This window comes from Sphingomonas faeni (genome assembly GCF_003053745.1).
Lineage (GTDB): Bacteria > Pseudomonadota > Alphaproteobacteria > Sphingomonadales > Sphingomonadaceae > Sphingomonas > Sphingomonas faeni.
The window spans coordinates 1-23,564 of sequence record NZ_QAYE01000016.1 but is presented as its reverse complement, the minus strand read 5'-3'; the positions used below and the strand labels follow the sequence as shown (position 1 = coordinate 23,564).

Genomic DNA, 23,564 nt, shown 5'->3' with positions numbered 1-23,564 from the left:
ACCTTTTGCAAAGCGGCCCGCCGGATCGGCATGGGCTCACTGTAGGACGGGAGGTAGCAGGGCCTTGGCCCAGGCTCGTAGAGCCAAGAACCGCGAAAGCGACTAGGCCAAGATCATCATACTCGGTTGGCCAGCAGTCGTCGTAAGGCAGCGACCGCCTCGTCGACCCTGTTCGGGCGAAGGTTCGTTGCGCTCAGCAACAACCCCGGCATACGGCGCTCGGGATCCTGATACCAAGGCGACAGCGGCGACGGCGCGATCCCGAGTTCGGGCGCGCGCCGCGCCAGCGCCATATCGTCGATCCCCTGTGGCAATCTCAGGAGTGCGATCGGGCCGGCGACGGTCTCGAGCGGATAATTCGCCTCGAGCGCACGGTGCAGCGCGGAAAGCCGTTCGGCATAGAGCCGCTTCATATTGCGCAGGTGACGCAGGTAATGACCCTCGGCGAGCAGCTGAGCGATCGCAAGCTGCGACGGCGCGAAGAAGCTCGGCCCCAAGGTTGCCGCCGCTTGCCCGAAGCGCGTGGCGAGCGCCATGGGCGCAACGACGAAGCCGATTCCGACCCCGGGCTTCAACGTCTTGCTGAAGCTGCCCACATGGATCACGCGCCCCGCGGTATCGCCGCTTGCCAGCGCCGGCGCGGCGCGCGCGCCAAGTTGGAGCTCCCCCAGATAGTCATCCTCGATGATCCAACCGTCGGCCGCCTCGGCCCAGTCCAGCAACGTCCGTCGCCGGGCATGGCTCATGGTCGCGCCCAACGGGGAATGCTGCCCTGGCGTGACGATCGCAACTCTAGCGTCGGGCGCGAGCGCTATTCCTGCAGCAACGTCGATCCCCTCCCCGTCAACGGGCACGGCGACCGGGCCGACGCGCGCCATCTCCAGTCCCATGCGGGTTATGGGGTAGCCCGGCTCCTCCATCCAGGCGCGCTGCCCCGATGCGCCCAGCACCTGCAACGCCAGCGCGAGCCCACCGCGATAGCATACAGTGACGATGACTTGGTCGGGCACGCAACGGAGACCTCGCGCGATCGCCAGGTAGGCGGCAATCTGCGCGCGCAGTGCGGGGTGCCCGCGCGGATCGGGATAAGTCGTCGGCGTCATCGCATCATCGCGGACCGCGCGTCCGAGCAGGCTGGCCCAGAGCTTTGTCGGAAACGCATCCTGCGCCGGCACGCCGGTCTGAAAGGGCAACGCCGTTAGCGAAAAGCCGCGCAGCATCGTCGAGAGCGGCCGGACGATCGGCTCGCTCGGCGTGGAAGCATGGCGGGGAGGCTTGGCGATCACGCGGGTGCCGCCCGAACCGGCGGTGCTCAGCAGCAATTCAGACACCAGCGCATCGTAGGCAGCCTGCACGGTTCCTCGAGCTACACCCAGCTGGCTTGCCAGATCGCGGACTGATGGCAGGCGCGCGCCAATCTCCAGCCGCCCGTCGTCGATCGCCGTTCGGATGTTGTCGCACACCTGATGAGAGAGCGACATTGTCGCCCTACGGTCCGGCTTGATGATGAAGTGCGCATGGGAAGCCATGCTCTTACGGTACAGCGTTAGTGTCCCATGACGAATGCGTTCCGATGAATCTGGCGACGAGTGCAACATCCGGTGCCAAGACCATTGCCTAACGGAGGGAGCGAGACCCATGTGTGGACGGCCCTCCGTTGGCAAGCTTGAACAGTCGCGTTGCAATGCTGGTTGGTGCCCCTGGATTAAACGGAACGCGATGAGTGCCGGCATTGACCAGGCGAACGCGGACCGCCGCCCCTCAGTCAGGACAACCTAGTTCGCGACGTTCAAGCCGCTCGACCTGCGTTCCCTTTCCTGACGCTTGTTCATCGGGCTAGGCAGGATCGTTATCGAGCGTAGCGACACCCATCATCGGATGCATTACGAAGGTCCAGCCGTCGCCGCCGACAATCATTAGGCGTAACGATTGGCGATCTGCGGTGCCAAGCAGTGACGCCGCTCCTGACGAAGCAGGCAATGTGACTGTCCTGCCATCCTGAAGAATGCCGGTTGCCCAGCCGCGCCGTCCGCTGCGGATCTCGCTGGCCAAGCGTTCCAACGCCGTCTCGAGCGCAGTGCGCGCACGTTTTCCTGTAACCCATGCATAACCGCCCGCCCCCAATTCTGGCGTAGTTACTAACGGTTGGCTCGAAACTGGAGATGGCTGTTTGACCACCCGCCGGGATGTTTCCTTTGGGGTATCAAGAGGACGCACACCCTCCATACTCATCATGCGCGCAAACTCATCCATCGCTGTTTCCTTAGTGGTGCCGCTCGGAGCGCATGGGCCTAACCACTAGTTCCTGCCAGTTGAGGGGATCGCTTACGCTCCTCATCGAGCTGTGGATGCCGAAGAACCGCCTCTTTCTCTACGCCCGCACGACGATCGCGATGCACGCTGCGGAAGGCAACGTCTTCACGAGGAAGAGCAAGCGCGCGGTGGGCAGTATGCTGCCTGGTGGACTACCGGACTTCCGTGACGCGGAACGGCAGGACGCGGCAATCGTGGCCAGGCTGCTCACCGACGACGGGAAAGTCTTTCGGACGGCTACGGAGTTCGCCGCGGCGATCGAGGCGGTCACCGCCTGAGGCTCGGCCTCACAGGCACGCCGTGTAGGCGGACGGGGTCAACCTTAACCATACGTAAGTGGCTCCGGCCGCTCCGCTTAGCGCCAGGATCAGGACGAACCAAAGCACCCGTCTGTGCCAGGTGATCCGCCCGCCCAGATCATCGAAAACGCCGACGAAGTCGTCTCGGACGGCTGCATAGTCGCGCTCCAGTCGCGAATTCTGACCGTTTATCTCCTTCTCGATGGCAGTGAGCGTGTGCTGCTGGTTGCGGATCGCCAGCCATAGCAGTCCAACAAAGATCCAGGCTCCCAGCACCACGCCCGCGTTCGCCCAGAAGGCGAGGCCGCATCTCTCCGGGGTCTTAAGCTGGGATGCGACGACGATGGTGGCCACGGGGATGCCGAGCAGCTGACCCTGTATATCGACGAGAGTCTTATGGATCTTGCCGACGTACTCGAGGCTTGCCGTCTCGATCTCCTTGCGTATCTTGGAATACGAGAAGCTGGAGACGAAGAGCCTGTAGCCTTTCTCCACCTCGTCACAGAGCTGGTCGAGGTGGCTGATCAAATGGCGGAACCGTTCCGCACGCCGCAGGCTGCGAACCGACTGGATTACGGCGGCCGACACCAGCTCTGTCTTCTCGTCGCCGTGCAGCGGTTCGCCGAAGATGCGGCTCAGTCTGGCGGCATTTTCGACCAAGCCCTCCGACAGATCGGCAGACGAGAAGATGACCGGCACGACCGTCTTCTCGTCGTCGATGAAGACCAATTCACGCTGCAGGTCGCTGACGTAGTTGGCAGCTTCACGAAGCACTGCGGTAACGGTCAACAGCGATCTGTATCTGGCAAGCGCGACCGGAACGGCGGCGTCGCCTCGGGCAAAATGCTCGTCGATTACATAGTAGGCCGGAGGCTCGTTCCACGACGCATCGGGCGCGTTGAAGAGCGCATCGAGATCGCGAACGAGCAATCCGAGTCTGTGATTGGGCGCCCTGATTGTGATCGCGACGTGATCCCCGACCGTGACCGCTCCCGGGGCGACGAGCGCGATCTGTGTGAGATCGTAGAGCGCATCATCGGCTTCGATCGTTCGGATCGCTTCCGCCACGGCGTTGCTCGCCACGTGCAGGACGCCACCACCGGCGCCGTCGAAGACGGTATTGCGGTAGATCACGATGAGGTCGGCGAAGCCGATCTCAGCCATGACCCAGGCCTTCGGCCTGCAACTGCGAGATAAGGTCGTCAGGCAGTCCCGTCAGGGTGATGGTGTTTGCCTCCGGATCGTAGATCACCGCGCGGCTGCTCACCGCGTCGCGGTCGAACTCCACCTTCCATTGCTTGGTCCCGCCCTTGAAGCGCACGAGCGAGGCCAGCGAGCGCTTGTCCGGCACGAACCGGTCGCTCAGTGCGCGGTCGGTGTCCCCAAGATGGTCGGTAAGGCGCTTCGGATTGTTCGGCAGCAGTTCGTTCGCCAACGCCTCGAATTCGAGCTCCTCGCGCTTGTTCGACGACCGCTCGCAGATGGCCTTGGCGCGAGCGAGGAACTCGTTGCCGTCCTTCTCCGACATCTTCTCGGCAGTAACGAAATCCTTGAGCGCCGTAACCAGGTTGGACGTGTCCACCCGTGCCTCTACGACGGAGTCGCAGCCGAGGAACAGGCGAAAGTATTCGGACACGTCGCCTTTCCCCTTGAGGAAGCTGATGTAACGCTCGGCACCCGCGGCCCAAGCGGTCAGGTTGATGCGGCCGGCGAACCGGAAGCCCTCGAGGTCAAGATGCTTCACGTCCTCCATCTCGTCCTGCGCCTTCAGGATCGCGCTCAGCTTGTCTGATACGATTGCGACGAGGAGGAAGTCCTTCTGGTCGCGCCGGAAGTGCTCGAAAAGAACGTGGCCGCCGGTCGACGCCGTGCGCGCCTGCGCCTGCTGACGGAGCGTCTCCATCATCCGCGTCGTCAGCCGAAGAAAATCCTTCTCCGGATCGCCGATGTAGTCTCGGATCTGCTCCTGCGTGGGATAGCCCTCGCTAGCCGTGAACTTGCCGTAGCTCTTCGACGCCCGCCGGTTGTAGAGGTTGTTTAGTTCGTCGACCACACGCTGCGTGGTATCAGTGACCGGCAGTGTCTTCGTCGCCGCCTTGATCTGGTAGATGCCATCCTTCCGCTCGAGGTCGTGAACGGCTAACGCGACAATCTCGTTCAAGCCCGTTCCCTCCGCACGATGTCTCGCTCAGCAGAGACCAGTTTGGCAGAACACAGTAGCAACTTTGCGTTGCTGAGCGCAACGGCTTCAAATGGCCATGAGGCAACAACGGGGGTTTATTGTCTCATCGTGGCCGGGCGGGTGCTCTACGGCGAGCGCTGACACACGCCGGTCGCCTGCTGATTGGGCACGACCTACCGGACTGTGCGGAATTGGATGGATGGTAGGCTCGCGCAACCGTTATGGGGCGCCTTGCTGCCGTCGGGCCAGGCCTGAACAAACGGCAGCTTCCGCCCAAGGGGTGCCGAAAGTGGCCATTCCGCTATTCCCGAAGCGGCTTCCGCTATTGAGGTTGATCGACCCAATCTCGGACATTCGCGGCGCCTTTACCGCCTCCCAACTTCTGCCGTCCATTCATGTTGGTAGCGGAGGAGTGCTGAACCAATAACAACTCGATGTCCGGCCGGTTTTCTCAATGGGGACGGTAGTCTGAGAGCATTTTAGGGTTAGCTGGCCGATGTTGAGCGGTGACCCGGTGGAAAGGCGAAACGGCGTGCGGCCAGCGCGATGAGGAAGGCGATCAGGGTCAGCGCGACGACAGCGGGCGGCAGCAGCGTGGTCCCTCCCGTCGTGAGGAGCACCCCGCCCAGCGCCCCGCCGACCGCGATCGCTAGGTTCCAGGCCGTGGTCACCATCGCCTGCGCCAGATCTACGCCGTCCCCCGCTGCGTCCGCCGACGCCGTCTGCATCATCGCCCCGGCACCACCGAAGCCAAGGCCCCAAACTATGGCTGCCGCATAGACGGCAAGGCCTTGCCCACCGGCAAACGTCAGAAGAACTGCAACGGCCGCAAACGATCCGATCGCGAGCAATACCAGCATGCGCAGCATCCGATCGACTAGTCGCCCGACGATCCAGATGCCGACGAGCGAGCTGATGCCGAACGCCAGCAGGACGAGATCGACCCGCACGGACGCGGCGGTCGCGAACGGCGCGATGTAAGTGTAGAGGGTGTTGTGGCCTGTCATCCAGGCAAGGATGACGAGCAGGATCGGTATGATACCCGGTGTCGCGACGACGCGGCGCAGAGAAGGACGATCGTCACCCGTCCGCCCGGCGGCATCCGGCACCTTAAAGATAATCCAGCCGATCAGCACGACACTCAGTGCCGAGAGGATCAGGAACGATCCGCGCCACCCAACCAAACCGCCCAGGAAGGTGCCTATGGGAACACCCAGTGAAAGCGCCAGCGGCACGCCGACCATGGCGAGGGCCATTGCCGGGCCGGTCTGATCGGCACGCACGATGCTGCGCGCGTAACCCGCAAGGATTCCCCAGGCGAGACCCGCCGCGCACCCGGCGACGAACCGCGCGACCAGTACGACCGTGATAGATCCGGCCCAAGCGGTCAGCGTGTTGCCGACAACGAAGCAGATGATGGTGGTAAGTAGTACCGGTCTTCTTCGAAGCCCCTGGGTCAGGCTCGTGAGCGGGATCGCTGCCAGCAAGGACCCCAGCGCATAGACGGCAACGAGTTGTCCCGCGATCGCCTCGGAGATCTGCAGGCCGGATGCGATCTGCGGGAGTAGGCCAGCAGGAAGCGTTTCGGTCACGATGCACAGAAAGCCGCTGGCGGCGAGACCAGCAAGGGCCGCGGTCGGGAGTTTGGAGCGTGGAGCTACGCTCGCTTTAACGCGGCGTTTGTTGGAGGATGAAGGCATAACTGTCCTTGTGCATCGTTGATACCACCTCTGCGCCGTGACGAACCTGAGGCATGGTCATTTCTATGAATGGCCGCTATACAAATATGACTGACACAGGCAAGCGGTTGTGTAATGACCATTAACGAAAATAAGCGGCCACGGGGGCGGCCCCGGGGATTCGCGCTTGGAGCTGCGGTCGAAGCCGGGCAGCACCTGTTTCACGAGCATGGCTATGAAAACGTCAGCGTGGCGGCGCTGACCGAGGCGATCGGGATTACCCCGCCGAGCTTTTATGCAGCGTTCGGCAGCAAAGCCGCGTTCTTCAAAGAGACGCTTCGGCTCTACTCAGCTACCGTTGTGCCGCTGGATCGCTTTCTCACGCCAGGTGCAGCGCCGATGGCGGCGCTTGGCGACATGCTGCGAGCTGCAGCGCACGCTTATACCACTAGTCCGCAGCGGCGTGGTTGCCTGATCCTTGAACACGCAAAAGCGGGCACAACGGATTGGGGCATCGCAGCCAAACAAATTGCGGGAGAAAATCGCAGTAGGGTGGCGCAATTTTTGGACGATGCGGAAATTAAAGCTTCCGGACGTGTCGCAGATTACGTTGCTACGACAATGCTCGGCCTATCGGCTGCAGCGCGAGAGGGATGGGACCAGCCAAGACTGCTTGCCGTCGCCGACACGGCAGCCGAGGCTCTACTTTGTCGCTCAGCTCTTGAGGAGTGAACAGGTTTCTGCTTGGGCCGGCTTTCCCAGCTGGGGACCTGTGACCCAAACCCGGACGTTCGCACTTACTTAGCCAGCGCCAACTTGTGCCATTCGTTCATATTCTGCAAACAAGAAACCGCTCCGATGCGCGCGGAACCAAGTTCGATGGGTTAGGTCTTCACTACACGATCGTTGGCGTGATCCCGCCATCGACGCGCAACGCGGCACCGTTGGTTGCCGCAGCCAGCGGGCTTGCGATATAGGCGACCATGCTGGCGACCTCTTCCGGCTCGATCATCCGCTGGATCAGCGAGGTCGGTCGGTCCCGGCTGAAGAATTCGCGTTCGATCTCGGCATCCGATTGCGAGGCATCGCTTGCCACGCTCTTGAGGAAGCTCACGATACCCTCGGACCGCGTGGTGCCCGGCATCACCGTATTGACCGTGACATTGGTGCCTTTGGTCAGCGCCGCGAGGCCGCGCGAAATGGCGAGCTGGGCGGTCTTGGTCATACCGTAGTGGATCATGTCGGGTGGGATCAGCACGGCGGATTCGCTCGAGATGAAGATGATCCGTCCCCAGTCGCGCGCCAGCATGCCGGGGAAATAAGCCCGTGCGAGACGCGCGCCGGACAACACGTTGACCTCGAAGAAGCGACGCCAGTCGTCGTCGGTGATGTCGGCGAATGGTTTGGATTCGTAGATGCCGAGGTTGTTCACGAGGATGTCGACCGCCGGCGCTGCCGCGAGGAGGACCGCTGCGCCCTCGGCCGTCGCCGCATCCGCGAGAATGGCGCGCGCTGCACCGTTATCGGCGGCGGCGGCATCGAGCTTGGCCTGGTCTCGACCGCAGATGATGACGTCTGCGCCCTCGGCGGCGAGCTGGCGCGCGATCTCAAGTCCGATACCAGCGGTCGATCCGGTGATGAGGGCGCTCTTGCCGCGAAGTTTCAGGTCCATGCGAATGTCCTCAATTGGTTCAATGTCCGTCAAACTCCAGGTAGGACCGGTACCTGCGCTTGATAATCGCGCGGCTTGGCGCTTTACCCATGAAGCAATTTCACAGGTGGCCGATGGATAACCGCGCGGGCGAGATGCAGGTCTTCCTGCGGGTGGTGGACACCGGCAGCTTTTCCGAGGCTGCGCGGGCGTTGCTGATGACGCCGTCAACGGTAAGCAAGCTGATCGCGCGGATCGAAGCGCGGATCGGGGTGCGACTGATTGAGCGATCGACGCGGCGGCTATCGCTGACCGCCGAGGGTCAGCTTTATTACGAGCGCGCCCAGATGCTGCTGGCGGACCTGGACGACCTCGACAGCCAGTTGATGCAAGGCGCCGCGAGCCCCGGCGGCACGGTGCGAATCACGGCCTCGGTCGGGTTCGGTACGCTCGCGATCGAGCCGTTGCTGCCTGCGTTCTGGCAGATCTATCCCAATATCGTCGTCGATCTCTCGCTGTCGGACGATATCGTCGACCTCTATCTCGACCGGACCGACATCGCGTTTCGCATCGGCATCCTGCCCGACTCTTCGTTGACCACGCACAAGCTCGGGACCGCACGCCGCGTCATCGTCGCATCGCCGGACTATCTCGCACGCCGCGGCGTTCCGGTCGATTTCGCGGATCTTGCCGACCACGACTGTTTGGGCTTCAACTTCCGCCGGACGATCACGTCGTGGCCGATCGCGGACGGGGGACGGATCGTCGAGCGCGCCGTCAGGGGATCGCTGATCGCCAACAACGGCGAAACGGTCCGGCGCATGGCGGTTGCCGGCGTCGGTCTGGCGCGGCTGGCCGACTTCCACGTCCGCGACGACCTGGCCGAAGGACGACTGGTCGCAGTGTTGCCCGGCCCTTCTGCGGGGGACAAGGAAAGCGTCCACGCGCTGTCGGTCGGCGCGCGCGAACTGCCACGCCGGGTGCGCGCCTTCCTCGATTTCGCGGTTCCCCGCCTGCGCGCGTTCGTACAGGCCTCAGGCGGCTGAGCCAGCGCATCAGCGGGCTGCGTCGAGCACCCGGCTGATCCGCCGGTCGGGGATCAACCAGAGGCCGATGACCGCGACGTAAAGCCCGATCGCGATCCAGCGGCTGACGAACGCCAGCGGCACCGCCAGCGTATAGAGCGCGATGCTCCCCCAACCCTTCCAGTCCGAGCCGATCGCGCGGGCGACGGCGGAGGTCTTTCCGTTGCAGGCGATGATCGCGCGCTCGGTCAGCGTATAGCCGATCGCAGCCAGCCCGAGGACGATCCCGTAGGCGGCGGTGGCGCCGGCCGCGAACTGGCTCTCGTCGAGCCAGCGGATCACGAACGGCACCAGGCTCAGCCAGAACAGCAGGCACAGGTTCGCCCACAACACCCGCCCGTCGATCCGATCGACCGCGTGGAACATGTGGTGGTGATTGTTCCAGTAGAGCCCGACGTTCACGAAGCTCAGCAGATAGGCGAGCAGGACGGGGGCGCTTCCAGCCAAGCCGTGGAGATCGCCGGTCTCCGGCACCTTCAGTTCCAGCACCATGATGGTGATGATGATCGCGACGACCCCGTCGGTGAAAGCCTCGAGCCGCCCCGGCCCCATTCGACGTCCGCTCATACTCGCTCCGTGCCGCTGATGATTGTCGGGGCAGCGTAGCAGGGCGATGGTCGCACGTCCCGGCGGCGGCCGTCACCCGCGGCGGAATATGTCGGTTATCCGCAAATTTCGTTTCGGTTCGACAATAATGGTGCTGGATCTGCGCGCATCGACGAGCGGACGCCTGCTTTTTGGGAGCTACGCACATGAAAATCTGGATCGCTTGTCTTGCGACGGTCACGACGATCCTCGCCCCGCTGGCCAGCGCCGACGCCCAGCAGCAGAAGCCCCGACCGACGATCGTGCTCGTGCACGGCGCGTTTGCGGAGTCCGGGTCGTGGAACGGGGTGATCGAGCGGCTGCGCGCGGACGGCTATACGGTGATCGCCGCGTCGAACCCGTTGCGCGGCGTGACGAGCGATGCCGCGTCGGTCGCGGGTGTGGTCAACGCGGTGACGACGCCGGTGGTGCTGGTCGGGCATTCCTGTGGCGGGCCCGTCATCACCGAAGCAGCGGCGCACGCGGGCAACATCAAGGCGCTGGTCTATGTCGCGGCGTTTGCGCCGGATACCGGCGAGAGCGCGACCGCGCTGACCGGCAAGTTTCTCGGCGCCACCTTGGGCACCGCGCTGGCGCCGCCGGTCGCGCTGCCCGACGGGACCAAGGATCTCTACATCCAGCGCGACAAGTTCGCGTACCAGTTCGCTGCCGACGTGCCCGCTGCGCAGGCGGCGCTGATGGCCGCGACGCAGCGCCCGGTCGCCGAGGCGGCGCTGAACGAGAAGGCGGTGACACCGTCGTGGAAGACGATCCCGTCATGGTTCATCTATGGCAGCGCCGACCTGAACATCCCGCCCGCCGTACAGGCCTTCATGGCGAAGCGCGCAGGGTCGAGGAAGACCGTTGTCGTCGCCGGCGCCTCGCATGTCGTGATGACGTCCAATCCGAAGGCGGTCGCGGCTCATCGCAGAGGCCGCCACCGCGCGATAGGCGCAATGCCGTAGACGGAAACAATCAGGACATTCCGATGCCAGACATGATGCGCGAAATCTCCCGGCGAGCCGTCGTCATCGGCGTCGCAACCGCCGCGGCGGCGGCGAGCTTGCTGCCGACCGCCGCGTTCGCCTCCCCCCTTCCCAACCCAGACGGAGTACCGAGAATGAGCAGCGGATTCATCAAGACCAAGGACGGCGTCGACATCTTCTACAAAGACTGGGGTGCGAAGGCCGCGCAGCCGATCGTGTTCCATCATGGCTGGCCGCTGTCGTCGGACGACTGGGACACGCAGATGCTGTATTTCCTCGCCGAGGGCTACCGCGTCGTCGCGCATGATCGTCGCGGGCATGGCCGATCGTCGCAGGCCGATACCGGCAACGACATGGACCATTACGCCGCCGATGCCTCTGCGGTCGCCGAGCATCTCGACCTCCGGAATGCGGTGCATATCGGCCACTCGACCGGCGGCGGCGAAGTCGCGCGCTATGTCGCGAAATTCGGCCAGCCACAGGGTCGCGTCGCCAAGATGGTGCTGGTCAGCGCGGTGCCGCCGATGATGCTCAAGACCGCGAGCAATCCGGGCGGCCTGCCGATGTCGGTGTTCGATGGCCTGCGCAAGGCGCTCGCCGACAACCGCGCGCAATTCTACCTCGATCTCGCCTCCGGGCCTTTCTACGGCTTCAATCGCCCGACCGAAAAGCTCTCGCAGGGTGTGGTCGACAATTGGTGGCGCCAGGGCATGATGGGCGGTGCGCTCGCGCATTACGACGGGATCAAGGCGTTCTCCGAGACCGACCAGACCCCGGATTTGAAGGCGATCACCGTGCCGACGCTCGTCCTGCAGGGTGACGACGACCAGATCGTGCCGTACGAAAACGCCGCGGTGCTGCAAGCCAAGCTGCTGAAGAACGGCACGCTGAAGATCTACAAGGGCTATCCGCACGGCATGCTGACGACGCACGCCGACGTCATCAATCCGGACCTGCTCGCATTCGTGAAGGGGTGATCGCAGGATGACTCTGGCGGGAGGGTGGCGGTCGTCGCCCTCTCGCTCAGCGATAGGCGATGCGCGCCGGGATCGTCACTTTGATCTCGGTGCCGGTTTCGGCGTGCATCGCCAGCGTCCCGCCCATTGCGACGGCGCGCTCACGCATTCCGATCAGGCCGTAATGGCCGGGTCGATGCCCCGCCTCGCGAACGTCGGGCGGAAGGCCGATACCGTCGTCCGACACGCTGACGACGAGCTTGTCGGAGGTTGATCGGATCGCGACGACCAGCCGGTTCGCACCCGCATGCCGCACCGCGTTGGCGAGCGCTTCGCGGACGATCTGCGCGATCTCGTCCGCGACGGGCGCGCAGACCGGGTACTGGGTGCCCTCCACCGCTAAGTTCCAGGTAAGCGGCAGCGGCACGACATCCTCGGCGATCGCGGCGAGCAACGCGGGCAAAGCGACCGGCTCCATCGTCTCGCGTAGCGACCGAACCCGTTCGCGGCCGTCGAGCAGCACGTCATCGGCGCTCTCCAGCGCGGTTTCGAGGCTGGTGCGCGCACGGTCGCCGGGTGGCAGCAGTTCGACCACCGACTGAAAGCGCAGCATCAGCCCCTGGAAGCCTTGCAGCAACGTATCGTGGAGTTCGCGGGCAATCCGTTCGCGCTCCGCCAGCTGGACCTCGAAGCGGCCACGCGTACGGTCGGCGATCCCGCGGACGCGGCGGCGATAGAGCAGCCATATCACGAGCAGCACGGCCGCGATGCAGAGTGCCGTGAACGCATAGGTCTGGTAGAACCGCGGCGCGATCGTGAACGTCAGCGCCGTGCCCTCGCGGTTCCAGACGCCGTCGTTGTTGGCGGCGATGACCTGGAACCGGTATTTGCCCGGACCGAGGTTGGTATACAGCGCCTCGCGCGCATCACCGGCGTCGATCCAGTCGCGGTCGATACCCTCGATCCGATAGCGGAAGCGGTTCGCGGTCGCATTGGTGAGACTGAGCGCAGTGTAGGCGATCCGGACATGATTGGTGCCCGCCGGAAGCGCGATCGGCAGTGTGCCGGGGGTTTGTGCCGCTTCACCGGTATCGAGCGAGCGGATCTTGACGGTCGGCGGCAACCGGTTTCGCGCCAGATGGCTCGGGTCGATCATCGCCAGCCCTTTGTTGGTCGCGAACCACAGCCGCCCCGTGGCGTCCTGCGCGATGTCATTCGCCTCGACCATGTTCAAGCGGGCGCGAAAATCTTCCTGATACCCGAATCTCTCGTGCGGGATCGGGATTCCGGGATGCGCGAACGCGGCCTCGATAGAGGAAGTCCGCATTCGTACGATGCCGTCCGCGCCGATCGTCCAGGTCGATCCGTCCGCCGTCTGGAGCAATCCGGTCAGTCCAGCGAGAAACGGATAGGTCCGGTCACGCAGCGACTGGAGACGCTTTCCGTCATAACGCGCGAGCCCCTGATCACCGACTATGAGCAGTCCGTGATCGCTTGGCATCCATGTCGCGGTCCTGCCGGTCACCTGACCCTTGCTGCGCCACAGCAGCGTTTCGATACCGTCGTGCAGGCGGGACACCCCTTGCCCGATCCGTCCGAACAGGACGCCCCCCGCCCCATCCGACCGTACGCGGTGGATCGATCCAGCGGGAGTACCGCCTGGCTTGGCGACCGGCTGCAACCGGCGTCCAACCAGGCGGTACAGCTGTTCGAAGCCGGCCCAGAAGGCGCCCGCGTCATCCATCGTGCAGGTGATCGACAGCGGCCCGAGAACCGGCGTCACCTTGGCGACACTACCCGCGGGATTGAGATCGAGCAGGTATTTGCCTGACATGCCGATGACAAGCAGTCGGCGATCGTCGCCACACAACACGCCGATGTCGGGTTGCGCAAAGACGAGTGCGGGGACCCCGGATCGGCCGATGCGGTAAACGCCCGAGAGGCCGGCGACGAAAAGATTGTGCGAGGACACGCTGCCAACGAAGCCGGATACGATTGCCTCGGTCTGCGCAGGCTGAGCGATGTTGCTAGGCGAGAACCGGTCGAGTCCCGATTCCGTCCCGACCCAGATATTGCCCTCGCGATCGTCCAGAAGCGCCATCGTCAAGGTGGCGGTCAGGCCCTGTTTCTCGGTGAACAACTCGACCCGGTCGGATGCCGAAGGGGGTTGAAACGCCGCCGCGGACAGTCGGCCCAACCCCGAATCCTGACCTGCGATCCAAAGATTGCCGTCATGGTCGAAGATCATGCGCTCGACGACATAGGGCGTGGTGGCTGTGCCGGTCCGATACGCGCGCGCGGTGCGATCGATCGGCATGATCTGCGTCCCGGTGCGCCGCCAAACCACCCCGTTCCGGTCCTGCGCGAGCGAAGTCGGCCCCTTGATCGCAATGCCGGTCTCCTCGAAGCGATTGCTCCCCGGTTTGAGGCGAAGCATCCGCGGCATGAGCGACAGGTAGATGCCTCCCGGCGTACTCAGGATATCGCCCGTCTCGCTGTCGGGGACACCGCGCCCGGCGCCGAACGCCGTCCATTTGCCCGCCAACAGCCGACTGAGAACCAGCTTCCCCATCGAATCTCCCGCAACCCAGATTGCGCCGTCCTGCCCCTCGACGATGCTGTTCACGCCGCCGTTCGGTGCCCAGGGGTTCGCATCCGTCAACAGGCCGCCGCGAACGACGGATATGCCGCCAAAGTCGTACCCTACCCAGATGTCGCCGTTGCGCGCGGCAAGCAGTGCGGTGACCTGCGGCGAGCGATAGCGATCCTGATCGACGGGCACGAAGCGTTCGAAGACCACGCCGTCGAACCGATAGAGCCCCGTTGCGGTCCCGAGCCACAGATAGCCATCGCGTCCCTGAACGATCGCACGGATGTTGCCCGGGGCACCATCGCCCAGCGTCCAGCGCGAATGGCGCATCTGAGCGATACTCCGTGCCGGATCGCGTGCGGACGCGCTGCTGACACTCAGGAAGCAGCACAGGATACCGAACAGGACGCGCGACAGGTCGCGGGCAAGCGCTCTGCCGCGCTCGAAGCGTAGAAGGCTGTTATGCGCGATCAAGCGGACGATACCCAAGCAGTGCTGATGATGACCGACGTTGCGCTTTCGGAACGAACAAATGCAAGGCTCGATCGCATTGAATCACTTCATGCGATACTTGCCAACGCCGCTGACCGAAACGAGTGGGCGCAAATGTCACGATTGTCCAAATCGGGTCAGCTCTGTCCACGATTCCGCGCCGACCGCGTGATATCAATGGCATAGGTCCGCACCGGATCGACGGGAGAACAGGATGCCGCCGATGGACGGTCGGACCGACGACGCGGCGACGATCGGCGTGTGGCGCGGTGTCCGCATCGACGTAGCACCGCGCGATGCGGTTAGCGTCGAGGTGATGGTCGCCAGCGCAGGCGTCTTCGCGCACGAGATCGGCCGGACGCGCCCGGGCGGCGGACTGGGCAATCTCGACACGGCCCTGGGCGGCGCGATCACCCGGTTGCGCGCCGACGGCATTTTTCGCGCAGAAACGGGCGACGTGCTGACCTTGTCGGCCCCCGCACGACCGATCCACGCGACCACCGTGCTGGCCATCGGGCTCGGCGATCCTGCAGTATGGACGCCCGAGACGATAAGGCAGGCGGTGTCGACCGCGGCGCGAGAAACGATCCGCATTGAGGCGACCTCGGCGGCGTTCGCGCCGAGCCTGCTCGACAGCGGCCTCGATCCGGACGGATTGGCAGGCACGCCCGACGCGATGCTTGCCGGGCTGTTCGACGCACTGTCCGACGCCCCCGCCCGGATGCTGTCACGCTGGGTGTTCTGCGTCGGCGCGGGGCGGTTCGAGACGGTAGTCGAAGTCTTTCGGGCCAGCTTCGACCGGCTCGCCGCGCCTTGACGCAGCGGCCGCTTGCCATCTCCGCCGGTCGCAGCGCAGGGTCGCCACTCTCCTACCCGCCAACCCGAGAGCCCGCATTGCCGCCCTCCCCCCGGATCCGGATCATGATCGTCGACGATCATCCCTTCCTTCGCGAAGGGGTAAAGGCGGTGATCGAAACGCAGGAGGATCTGGCGGTGGTCGCAGAGGCGGAGTCCGGCGAACAGGCGCTGGCGCTCTACCCGACGCACCTCCCCGACATCGTCTTAATGGATCTCCAGATGCCGGGGATCGGCGGCGTCGATACGATCGCGGCGATGCGGAGCAACTGGCCGCACGCGCGGATCGTCGTGCTGACCACCTATTCGGGCGATGCGCAGGCGTTGCGCGCGCTGCGCGCGGGCGCGGCCGGCTATCTGCTCAAGAACACGCTGCGCAAGGAACTGCTCGATACGATCCGCTCGGTACATGCCGGCGGCAAGCATCTGAACGCGCAGGTGGCGTCGAGCATCGCCTTCCACGTGATCGAGGATGCGCTGACCGAGCGCGAGATCGGCGTGCTGTCGCTGGCCGCGTCGGGCAATTCGAACAAGCAGATCGCCGCGAAGCTCGCCGTCTCCGAGGAAACTGTGAAGGGCCATATGAAGCTGATCTTCGCGAAACTCGGCGCGTCGGATCGCACGCACGCGGTGACGATCGCGGCCAAGCGCGGCATCATCGAACTCTGATCCAGGGCTGTACCGCGCCCCACTAAAGAGGGGGCGATAGCCACCCCGGCCGGGGCGCAGCCGATCGATACACGTCCGTTATGGTCCTGCGCACAGGTTGCGAGGAACAGACGATGCTGCACACTGCCCCAACGGCGATGGCCCTTCCCCACGCGTTCGCACCGTCCGTTGCCGCCAGCCTGGTCGCGAATGCGGTCAGCACGCTCGATCACAATCCGCAGGTCGCGCGGCATTATCTGGAGCGGCTCGCGGCGATGTTCGCCGACGATGTTGGGAATGGGTTCGCCGACGATGCCGCACCCGCCAGCGGCCCGCCTGCGAAGGCCAAGCCGGTCAAGGGCGGGCTCGCGGCGTGGCAATTGCGCAACGTTGTCCAACATATCGATGCGTATCTCGGCGCGACGATCGGGGTCGACGCACTCGCCGAGGTTGCGCGACTCAGTACCGGGCATTTCTGCCGTGCGTTCAAGGTGACGACGGGCGAGACGCCGCACGCCTTCCTGATCCGCCAGCGCGTCCGCCGCGCGCAGGCGCTAATGCTGCAGACCGACGATACGCTCAGCCACATCGCCTACGCCTGCGGGCTCACCGACCAGGCGCACCTGACCCGGCTGTTCCGCCGCGTGGTCGGTGCGACCCCGCTGATCTGGCGCCGCACCTGGCAGGCGCGCTGACCGACCTTTTCCAACGGGAGACTATCATGACCATTACTGCCACCGCCACGCCCGGCGCGTCCTTGATTTCGCCGACCGATCACACGCTGGTAATGATCGATTTCCAGTCGCAGATGGCGTTTGCCACCAAGTCGATCGCGACCGAATTGCTGCGCAACAATGCTGCCCTCATCAGCCATGCCGCGGCGGTGTTCGACGTGCCGACGATCCTGACGACGGTCGCGGTCGACAGCTTTTCGGGGCCGATGTTCAGCGAGATCACCGACGCGTTCCCCGGCGAGCCGTTGCTCGACCGCACTTCCATGAACACCTGGGAAGACGCCGCGGTGATCGATGAGGTCAACCGCATCGGCAAGACCCGGATCGTGTTTGCGGGGTTGTGGACGGGCGTCTGCATCGTCGGGCCGGTGGCGTCGGCGATCGACCAGGGCTTCGAAGCGTATTTCATCAGCGACGCGTGCGGCGACGTCTCGGTCGAGGCGCATGAGCGCGCGGTGCAGCGGATGATCCAGCTGGGCGCGGTGCCGATGACGTCGGTGCAGTATCTGCTCGAGTTGCAGCGCGACTGGGCGCGGACCGAAACCTACGACGCGGTCACCGGCGTCGCGCGGAAGTACGCCGGTGCCTACGGGCTCGGCATCACCTACGCCAAGACGATGTTCGGCGCGTCCGAAGGCGGGCACTGATCGGTGCGGCCGTACCTGATCTCGCTCGCCGCCGGCCTGTTCGTCGGGGTGATCTATGCGCTGCTGAAGGTCCGGTCGCCGGCCCCGCCGACGATCGCGCTGATCGGGCTCGCCGGGATATTGCTCGGCGAGCAGGCGGTGCCGCTCGCGAAAAGCCTGTGGGCGAGCCGCGAGAAGGCCGCCGCGATCCGGGCAGCGTGTACCGACCATGTGTTCGGGATGCTGCCCGGCCATCACCACGACGACGCGGCGTGATCGCTCCGTGATCTTTGACCGCCGCACGACCATCCTCGGCGGGGCAGCGGGACGCTCGCCCCGCTGCTTGCCGGAAACCGGAGACCGACTATGTCCGACCTGATCCTCGTCAACGCGAAGGTGACGACCCTCGACCGCGAGAACCCCGAGGCGCAGGCGATCGCGATCCGCGACGGCAAGTTCCTCGCGGTCGGCTCCGAGCAGGAGGTGCGCGCGGCGGCTCCAGACGCGACCGTGATCGACGCGGGTGGGCGACGCGTCATCCCCGGCCTGATCGACAGCCACATGCACATCATCCGCGGCGGGCTGAACTATAACCTCGAACTGCGCTGGGACGGCGTACCGACCCTTGCCGACGCGATGGCGATGCTCAAGCGGCAGGTCGACAACACCCCCGCCCCGCAATGGGTACGTGTCGTCGGCGGCTTCACCGAGCACCAGTTCGCCGAGAAGCGCCTGCCGACGATCGCCGAACTGAACGCCGTCGCGCCCGATACGCCGGTGTTCATCCTCCACCTCTACGACCGCGCGCTCCTCAACGCCGCAGCCTTGCGCGTGGTCGGCTATGGCAAGGCCACGCCCAACCCGCCGGGCGGCGAGATCGTCCGCGATGCGGCGGGCAACCCGACCGGGCTGCTGCTCGCGCAGCCCAATGCGACGATCCTCTATTCGACGCTCGCCAAGGGACCGAAGCTCCCGCCGGAGTATCGGCTCAACTCCACCCGCCACTTCATGCGCGAAATGAACTCGCTCGGCGTCACCGGGGTCATCGATGCCGGGGGCGGCTTCCAGAACTATCCCGACGACTATGCGATCATCGAGAAGCTGCACGCCGACGACCAGTTGACGCTGCGCATCAGCTACAACCTCTTCACGCAGAAGCCGAAGGAGGAACTCGCCGACTTCCAGGGCTGGGTGAAGCAGGTCACGCCGGGCCAAGGCGACGACACGTACCGGCACAACGGCGCCGGCGAAATGCTGGTCTATTCCGCCGCCGACTTCGAAGATTTCCGCGTCGAGCGCCCCGACATGCCGCCGAGCATGGAGGGCGATCTCGAGCCTGTCATCCGGCTCCTGGCCGAACATAAATGGCCGTGGCGCCTGCACGCGACCTACGACCAGACGATCGGCCGCGCGCTAGACGTGTACGAGAAGGTGGCGAAGGACATTCCGTTCGACGGAATCAACTGGTTCTTCGACCATGCCGAGACGATTACCGACCGCAACATCGACCGGATCGCAGCACTCGGCGGTGGCATCGCGGTCCAGCACCGCATGGCGTATCAGGGCGAGTATTTCGTCGAACGCTACGGCGCCAAGGCCGCCGAACGCACGCCGCCAATCGCGAAGATGCTCGCCGCCGGGATCCATGTCGGCGCCGGCACCGACGCGACGCGGGTGGCCAGCTACAACCCCTGGGTGTCGCTCAACTGGCTGGTGACCGGCAGGACCGTCGGCGGGCTGGGCCTCTACCCCGGGGCCAACCGCGTCAGCCGCGAGAAGGCGCTGGCGATGTGGACGCACGAGAACACCTGGTTTTCGAACGAGGTCGGCAAGAAGGGCCGGATCAAGGTCGGGCAACTCGCCGACCTCGCCGTGCTGTCGGGCGATTACCTGACCGTTCCCGAGACAGACGTCCCACACCTGCGGTCCGTCCTGACGCTGCTCGGCGGCAAGGTGGTGTTCGGCGAAGGCGACTACGCACCACTAGCGCCGACGCTGCCCAAACCGATGCCCGACTGGTCGCCGGTTGCAACCTTCGGCGGGTACCACCGCACGCCCGAAGCCTCGGCGAAACTTGCCGCCGCGTGCGGATGCGCGAGCGGCTGCTCGGTACACGGCCACGACCATGCCGCCGCGCTCGGCCGCGAGGTTCCGGTTGCCGACGTGCAGAGCTTCTGGGGTTCGTTCGGCTGCGGCTGCTGGGCGGTCTGATCATGATGAGGAGACTGAGAATGACGCGAACGAACCTGCTCATCGCCATAGCCTTGCTTGGCATGTCATCATCCGCGCCCGGCTTTGCCCGCGGGGCTCCGGCGACCGCCGACTATGCGGTGGGGCCGCAATACGACACGACCCATGTCTACGTCGCGCCGGAGGACTTCGACCGCTTCGTCGCCAGCCTGACCGCGACGTTCGGCGGGACAGCCACGAAGAAAGGCGCGTTCCAGGTCACGCCGACGACCAGCAAGACCTTCTCGCAACTCGTCCTCACGCCCGCCGGATCGATCTCGGTTTTCGGCTTCACCACGCCGATCCCGTTCCCGTTCGGCAGCGAGCGCAACGGCTATCTCGTCACCGACATCGATGCGGCTGTCGCGGCCGCCGTCAGGCACGGCGCGACCCGCACCATAACGACCTTCCCCGATCCGATCGGCCGCGATGCGGTCGTCCAATGGCCGGGCGGAGTCGGGATGCAGATCTACTGGCACACCGCCAAGCCGAACTATCCCGCGCTGACCACCGTGCCCGAGAACCGCGTCTACCTCACGCCCGCCGCCGCGGACGCCTTCGTGAAGAGCTGGGCCGGCTTCGCGCACGGCAAAGTCGTTGCCGACGACAAGGCGGCGGATGGCAGCGACATCGGCCGGCCCGGCACACGCTATCGCCGTATCCGCGTCGCATCCGGCTACGGCAAGACGACCGTGATGGTATCCGACAACCAGCTCCCCTGGCCCTATGGCCGCGACGTGACTGGCTATGAGGTGGGCAGCCTTCAAGCCACGCTGGCCAAGGCGAAAGCGGTCGGCGTCGAAACGCTGGTCGAGCCACATACCGAAAACGACCGGCAGTCCGCGATCGTTCGCTTCCCCGGCGGCTACATCGCCGAGATCCATTCACCGATCGCACGATGACCGCGGCGCGCACGCCGCGTTTCGTCGGAGCCATTCTCGACTGGCGCTGGACCGGCTTCCTCGCCCGCCTCGCCCTCGTTGGCGCCTATCTCCTCGGCGGGATCGTCAAGGCGAGCGATTGGACCGCCGCGGTTGCCGAGCAGACGCATTTCGGCATGTCCCCGCCCGCCCTGTGGGCGGCGCTGACGATCGTGGTCGAGATCGTCGGCCCGCTGCTGATCCTGTCCGGTCGGCTCGTCTGGCTCGGCGCCGGCATACTCGGCATCTTCACGCTGTTCGCCGCCATCACGGCCAACGCGTTCTGGGCGATGCCCGCCGGTCAGGAGCGTTTCATGGCCGCCAACGCTTTCTTCGAGCATCTCGGCCTCATCGGCGGGTTCGTCCTCGCGGCCGTGGTCGCGGAGATCGAAGCAAGACGTGCGTAGGGTCTTGCTGCTGGGCTTGGCGTCGGCCGCCCCCGCGGCAGCGCAGACCGAGGCGTGGCAGCCGCCGACCTTGACCGTCACGCGCTACGACGAGGATTGGACGACGCTCGGAGATCCAGCCGAACGGAAGGACCATTGGACGGGCCCGTTCAAATACATTCCGATTACGACGGACGCCTATCTCACCACCGGAGTCGAGCTCCGCCTGCGCAACGAGAAGTACCACGATAACTTGTGGGGCGATGCGGATGCGCCCGACGACGGATACCTCTGGGCGCGCGTCGTGCCCTACGCTGACCTGCATGTCGGAAAAGCACGCGCGTTCGTCCAGCCGATCATCGCCTATGCGGCAGGCGTCGCGCCCTCCGCTGGCCCCGTCGATCAGACGCGTGCGGACCTGCTCCAGGGCTTTGCGGATATCGACATTGGCCCGGGGACGGTGCGCGTTGGCCGGCAGATGCTCTCGCTCGGCACCGAGCGCCTCGTCGGCACCCGCTACGGCCCCAACGTCCCGCTGGCTTTCGACGGTGCGCGCGGCATCGTCCGGATCGGGCCGGCAACCGTCAGCTTGCTGGCGGTGCGTCCGGTACAGCCGGGTCCGAAGTCGTTCGACGACACGCGCTCCCGCAGCAAGTCGCTCTGGGGCGCGTACGCCACGTTTCCCGGTCTCGACATCTATTATCTCGGTTACCGCAATGCCCGCGCCGCGTTCGGCGGACGCAACGGGCGCGAACTGCGTCACAGCATCGGCGCGCGATCGTTCGGAACCGCCGGCGACTGGCACTGGAACGTCGAGGGCGTCGCGCAGTTCGGGCGCTTCGCCGGCAGTCGGATCGGCGCATGGACGCTCGGCACCGAAGTCGGACGGACCTTCTCCAACGCCCCATTTGTGCCGGATGCCGTCATGCGGTTCAACATCGTCAGCGGTGACCGCCGCCGCGGTGACCACACGCTCGGCACGTTCAATGCCCTGTTTCCAAAAGGCAAATATTTCGGCGAACTGTCGCCGGTGGGCCCGTCGAACATCGTGAGCGTGAACCCGCGTGTGGCGATGACCGTAACGCCGGGCGTTTCCGCCAGCATCAGCGGCATGGTCTACTGGCGATACGCGCGTGCCGACGGCGTCTACGACGTTCCCGGCAATCTCCTGCGCGCGCCGGGCACCTCCACGGCACGCTTCATTGGCAAGGAGATCGAGGCGACGCTGGCCTGGCAGGCGACGCCAGAACTCGAACTCTCGACATCGGTGTCCGCCTTCGACGCCGGGCGCTTCCTCGACGACACGGGCTCTGGCCGCACGATCGGCATGCTCGGTCTCGAGAGCAATTTCCGGTTCTGACCACACCGCCTCTTCCTCGCACGAACACTGATCCTGGAGATCGACATGGTCATCACCGCTACACCCACCGACCCCCGCGTACCGCTGTTACTCCTGCTTTCCGTCACGACGGGCCTCGTCGACGCGGCCAGCGTGCTCGGTCTCGGCAAGGTCTTCACAGCCAACATGACCGGGAACATCGTGTTCCTGGGCTTCGCGGCATCGGGCGCGCCGGGGTTCAAGATACTCCCCTTCGTAGCAGCGCTGGCGAGCTTCATGATCGGCGCGCTCGTCGGGGGACGGACCGGCAAGGTCCATGCAGGAGGATCGGAACGACGCTGGCTCCTGACATCGGCCGTCGTGGAAACGGCGCTGCTCTGGGCCGCCGCGATATCGGCGTTGGGGTTCGACGTGGCCACCCAATCGCCTGAGGCGCGGCTCTACCTGATCATCGGCCTCACAGGCATCGCGATGGGCTATCGCAACGCCACGATCCGGCAACTCAAGGTGGCGGATCTTACGACGACGGTGCTCACCTTGACGCTGACGGGGCTCAGCGCAGACTCACGCGCCGCCGGTGGAACGGGCACGAACTCGAGGCGACGCGTGGGCGCCGTCATCGCGATCTTTGCTGGCGCGGCGCTGGGCGCGGGACTGCTAGTGCATGTCGGCCTCTACGCGCCACTCGCCCTCGCCGGGGCCGTTGTGTTGTTCGGAACGCTGGCCTTCGCCTATCGTCTGGAAGCAGTATCTTCGACCTGATGACGTTATGTCGAAGCAGCATTTTGCAAATGGTGTGATAGGCGCTTCACTGCTGGACGCGTTCGAGCAGTGCCAATCTCGCACGCGCATTACGAATGCAAATGGCGACGAGGTTTATACATCACGCCCCCAGATCACATTGGCCTTGATTAGACCCATGTGTGGACGGCCCTCCGTTGGCAAGCTTGAACAGTCGCGTTGCAATGCTGGTTGGTGCGGCCATGTGTCCGACCTGTTAGTGCGGCTC

24 protein-coding genes are annotated in these 23,564 nt (G+C 65.0%); 16 read left to right on the top strand and 8 right to left on the bottom strand.

Annotated elements, in window-relative coordinates; translation table 11 throughout:
- Positions 1–116 precede the first annotated feature (116 nt).
- Positions 117–1,529, bottom strand: a complete 1,413-nt coding sequence (gene pdxR / locus C8J25_RS19115) for a MocR-like pyridoxine biosynthesis transcription factor PdxR (RefSeq protein ID WP_244187227.1) — start codon at positions 1,527–1,529, stop codon at positions 117–119.
- A 307-nt stretch (positions 1,530–1,836) separates the two neighbouring features.
- The gene (locus C8J25_RS20465; protein WP_146173412.1) at positions 1,837–2,253 is read right to left on the bottom strand and encodes a hypothetical protein; all 417 of its coding nucleotides are present in this window, start codon (positions 2,251–2,253) and stop codon (positions 1,837–1,839) included.
- A gap of 95 nt (positions 2,254–2,348) precedes the next feature.
- On the opposite strand from C8J25_RS20465, the gene C8J25_RS19110 reads away from it, so the two are divergent.
- Positions 2,349–2,591 carry a hypothetical protein gene (locus tag C8J25_RS19110; RefSeq protein ID WP_146173411.1) on the top strand — a complete coding sequence of 81 codons (243 nt, stop codon included), beginning with the start codon at positions 2,349–2,351 and terminating at the stop codon, positions 2,589–2,591.
- A gap of 9 nt (positions 2,592–2,600) precedes the next feature.
- Here C8J25_RS19110 and C8J25_RS19105 read toward each other — a convergent pair whose 3' ends face one another.
- The 3 genes from C8J25_RS19105 to C8J25_RS19095 all read right to left on the bottom strand — a co-directional run bounded on the left by C8J25_RS19105 (position 2,601) and on the right by C8J25_RS19095 (position 6,494).
- A complete protein-coding gene (locus C8J25_RS19105) occupies positions 2,601–3,776 on the bottom strand; it encodes a hypothetical protein (RefSeq protein WP_107955940.1) in 1,176 nt (391 codons plus the stop codon).
- Positions 3,769–4,773: a nucleoid-associated protein gene (locus tag C8J25_RS19100; RefSeq protein WP_107955939.1), complete on the bottom strand. Its 1,005-nt coding sequence runs from the start codon at positions 4,771–4,773 to the stop codon at positions 3,769–3,771. Before C8J25_RS19100 ends, C8J25_RS19105 begins: the two co-directional genes overlap by 8 nt.
- A gap of 506 nt (positions 4,774–5,279) precedes the next feature.
- Positions 5,280–6,494 (bottom strand): MFS transporter, encoded by a 1,215-nt coding sequence (locus C8J25_RS19095; RefSeq protein ID WP_107955938.1) that lies wholly within the window; start codon positions 6,492–6,494, stop codon positions 5,280–5,282.
- Between the two features lie 114 nt (positions 6,495–6,608).
- On the opposite strand from C8J25_RS19095, the gene C8J25_RS19090 reads away from it, so the two are divergent.
- Positions 6,609–7,205: a TetR/AcrR family transcriptional regulator gene (locus tag C8J25_RS19090; RefSeq protein ID WP_107955937.1), complete on the top strand. Its 597-nt coding sequence runs from the start codon at positions 6,609–6,611 to the stop codon at positions 7,203–7,205.
- A 163-nt stretch (positions 7,206–7,368) separates the two neighbouring features.
- On the opposite strand, the gene C8J25_RS19085 is transcribed toward C8J25_RS19090, so the two are convergent.
- Positions 7,369–8,145, bottom strand: a complete 777-nt coding sequence (locus C8J25_RS19085) for an SDR family NAD(P)-dependent oxidoreductase (RefSeq protein ID WP_107955936.1) — start codon at positions 8,143–8,145, stop codon at positions 7,369–7,371.
- A 113-nt stretch (positions 8,146–8,258) separates the two neighbouring features.
- Here C8J25_RS19085 and C8J25_RS19080 point away from each other — a divergent pair, with 113 nt between their 5' ends.
- Positions 8,259–9,170, top strand: coding sequence for a LysR family transcriptional regulator (locus tag C8J25_RS19080; protein WP_107955935.1), 912 nt, complete (start codon positions 8,259–8,261; stop codon positions 9,168–9,170).
- Between the two features lie 9 nt (positions 9,171–9,179).
- Here the strand turns inward: C8J25_RS19080 and C8J25_RS19075 are convergent, their stop codons facing one another.
- The gene (locus tag C8J25_RS19075) at positions 9,180–9,776 is read right to left on the bottom strand and encodes a TMEM175 family protein (protein WP_244187225.1); all 597 of its coding nucleotides are present in this window, start codon (positions 9,774–9,776) and stop codon (positions 9,180–9,182) included.
- Positions 9,777–9,961: 185 nt separating this feature from the next.
- Between C8J25_RS19075 and C8J25_RS19070 the strand changes: the two genes are divergently transcribed.
- Positions 9,962–10,759: an alpha/beta fold hydrolase gene (locus C8J25_RS19070; RefSeq protein ID WP_107955933.1), complete on the top strand. Its 798-nt coding sequence runs from the start codon at positions 9,962–9,964 to the stop codon at positions 10,757–10,759.
- A gap of 155 nt (positions 10,760–10,914) precedes the next feature.
- On the top strand, positions 10,915–11,757 hold the full coding sequence (locus C8J25_RS19065; RefSeq protein ID WP_167397775.1) for an alpha/beta fold hydrolase: 843 nt from the start codon (positions 10,915–10,917) through the stop codon (positions 11,755–11,757).
- A 46-nt stretch (positions 11,758–11,803) separates the two neighbouring features.
- Here C8J25_RS19065 and C8J25_RS19060 read toward each other — a convergent pair whose 3' ends face one another.
- Positions 11,804–14,815: a sensor histidine kinase gene (locus C8J25_RS19060; protein WP_244187224.1), complete on the bottom strand. Its 3,012-nt coding sequence runs from the start codon at positions 14,813–14,815 to the stop codon at positions 11,804–11,806.
- 226 nt (positions 14,816–15,041) lie between these two features.
- Between C8J25_RS19060 and C8J25_RS19055 the strand changes: the two genes are divergently transcribed.
- The 11 genes from C8J25_RS19055 to C8J25_RS20980 all read left to right on the top strand — a co-directional run.
- The gene (locus tag C8J25_RS19055; protein WP_167397774.1) at positions 15,042–15,635 is read left to right on the top strand and encodes a M17 family peptidase N-terminal domain-containing protein; all 594 of its coding nucleotides are present in this window, start codon (positions 15,042–15,044) and stop codon (positions 15,633–15,635) included.
- Between the two features lie 104 nt (positions 15,636–15,739).
- A complete protein-coding gene (locus C8J25_RS19050; protein ID WP_107955930.1) occupies positions 15,740–16,342 on the top strand; it encodes a response regulator in 603 nt (200 codons plus the stop codon).
- A 113-nt stretch (positions 16,343–16,455) separates the two neighbouring features.
- Positions 16,456–17,016: a helix-turn-helix domain-containing protein gene (locus C8J25_RS19045; RefSeq protein ID WP_107955948.1), complete on the top strand. Its 561-nt coding sequence runs from the start codon at positions 16,456–16,458 to the stop codon at positions 17,014–17,016.
- 26 nt (positions 17,017–17,042) lie between these two features.
- On the top strand, positions 17,043–17,702 hold the full coding sequence (locus C8J25_RS19040; RefSeq protein ID WP_107955929.1) for a hydrolase: 660 nt from the start codon (positions 17,043–17,045) through the stop codon (positions 17,700–17,702).
- A 3-nt stretch (positions 17,703–17,705) separates the two neighbouring features.
- Entirely contained in the window at positions 17,706–17,957 is a 252-nt protein-coding gene (locus C8J25_RS19035; RefSeq protein WP_107955928.1) for a XapX domain-containing protein, read from the top strand.
- 90 nt (positions 17,958–18,047) lie between these two features.
- Positions 18,048–19,892 carry an amidohydrolase gene (locus C8J25_RS19030; protein ID WP_107955927.1) on the top strand — a complete coding sequence of 615 codons (1,845 nt, stop codon included), beginning with the start codon at positions 18,048–18,050 and terminating at the stop codon, positions 19,890–19,892.
- Between the two features lie 20 nt (positions 19,893–19,912).
- On the top strand, positions 19,913–20,812 hold the full coding sequence (locus C8J25_RS19025) for a VOC family protein (RefSeq protein WP_107955926.1): 900 nt from the start codon (positions 19,913–19,915) through the stop codon (positions 20,810–20,812).
- Positions 20,809–21,237, top strand: coding sequence for a DoxX family protein (locus C8J25_RS19020; protein WP_107955925.1), 429 nt, complete (start codon positions 20,809–20,811; stop codon positions 21,235–21,237). Before C8J25_RS19025 ends, C8J25_RS19020 begins: the two co-directional genes overlap by 4 nt.
- Positions 21,230–22,576: an alginate export family protein gene (locus C8J25_RS19015; RefSeq protein WP_107955924.1), complete on the top strand. Its 1,347-nt coding sequence runs from the start codon at positions 21,230–21,232 to the stop codon at positions 22,574–22,576. Before C8J25_RS19020 ends, C8J25_RS19015 begins: the two co-directional genes overlap by 8 nt.
- A gap of 45 nt (positions 22,577–22,621) precedes the next feature.
- Complete coding sequence (locus tag C8J25_RS19010; protein ID WP_107955923.1) at positions 22,622–23,317, top strand: YoaK family protein; 696 nt, start codon at positions 22,622–22,624, stop codon at positions 23,315–23,317.
- A gap of 7 nt (positions 23,318–23,324) precedes the next feature.
- Positions 23,325–23,564, top strand: a 240-nt coding sequence (locus C8J25_RS20980) for a hypothetical protein (protein ID WP_208622646.1), incomplete at its 3' end; no start/stop codon positions are given.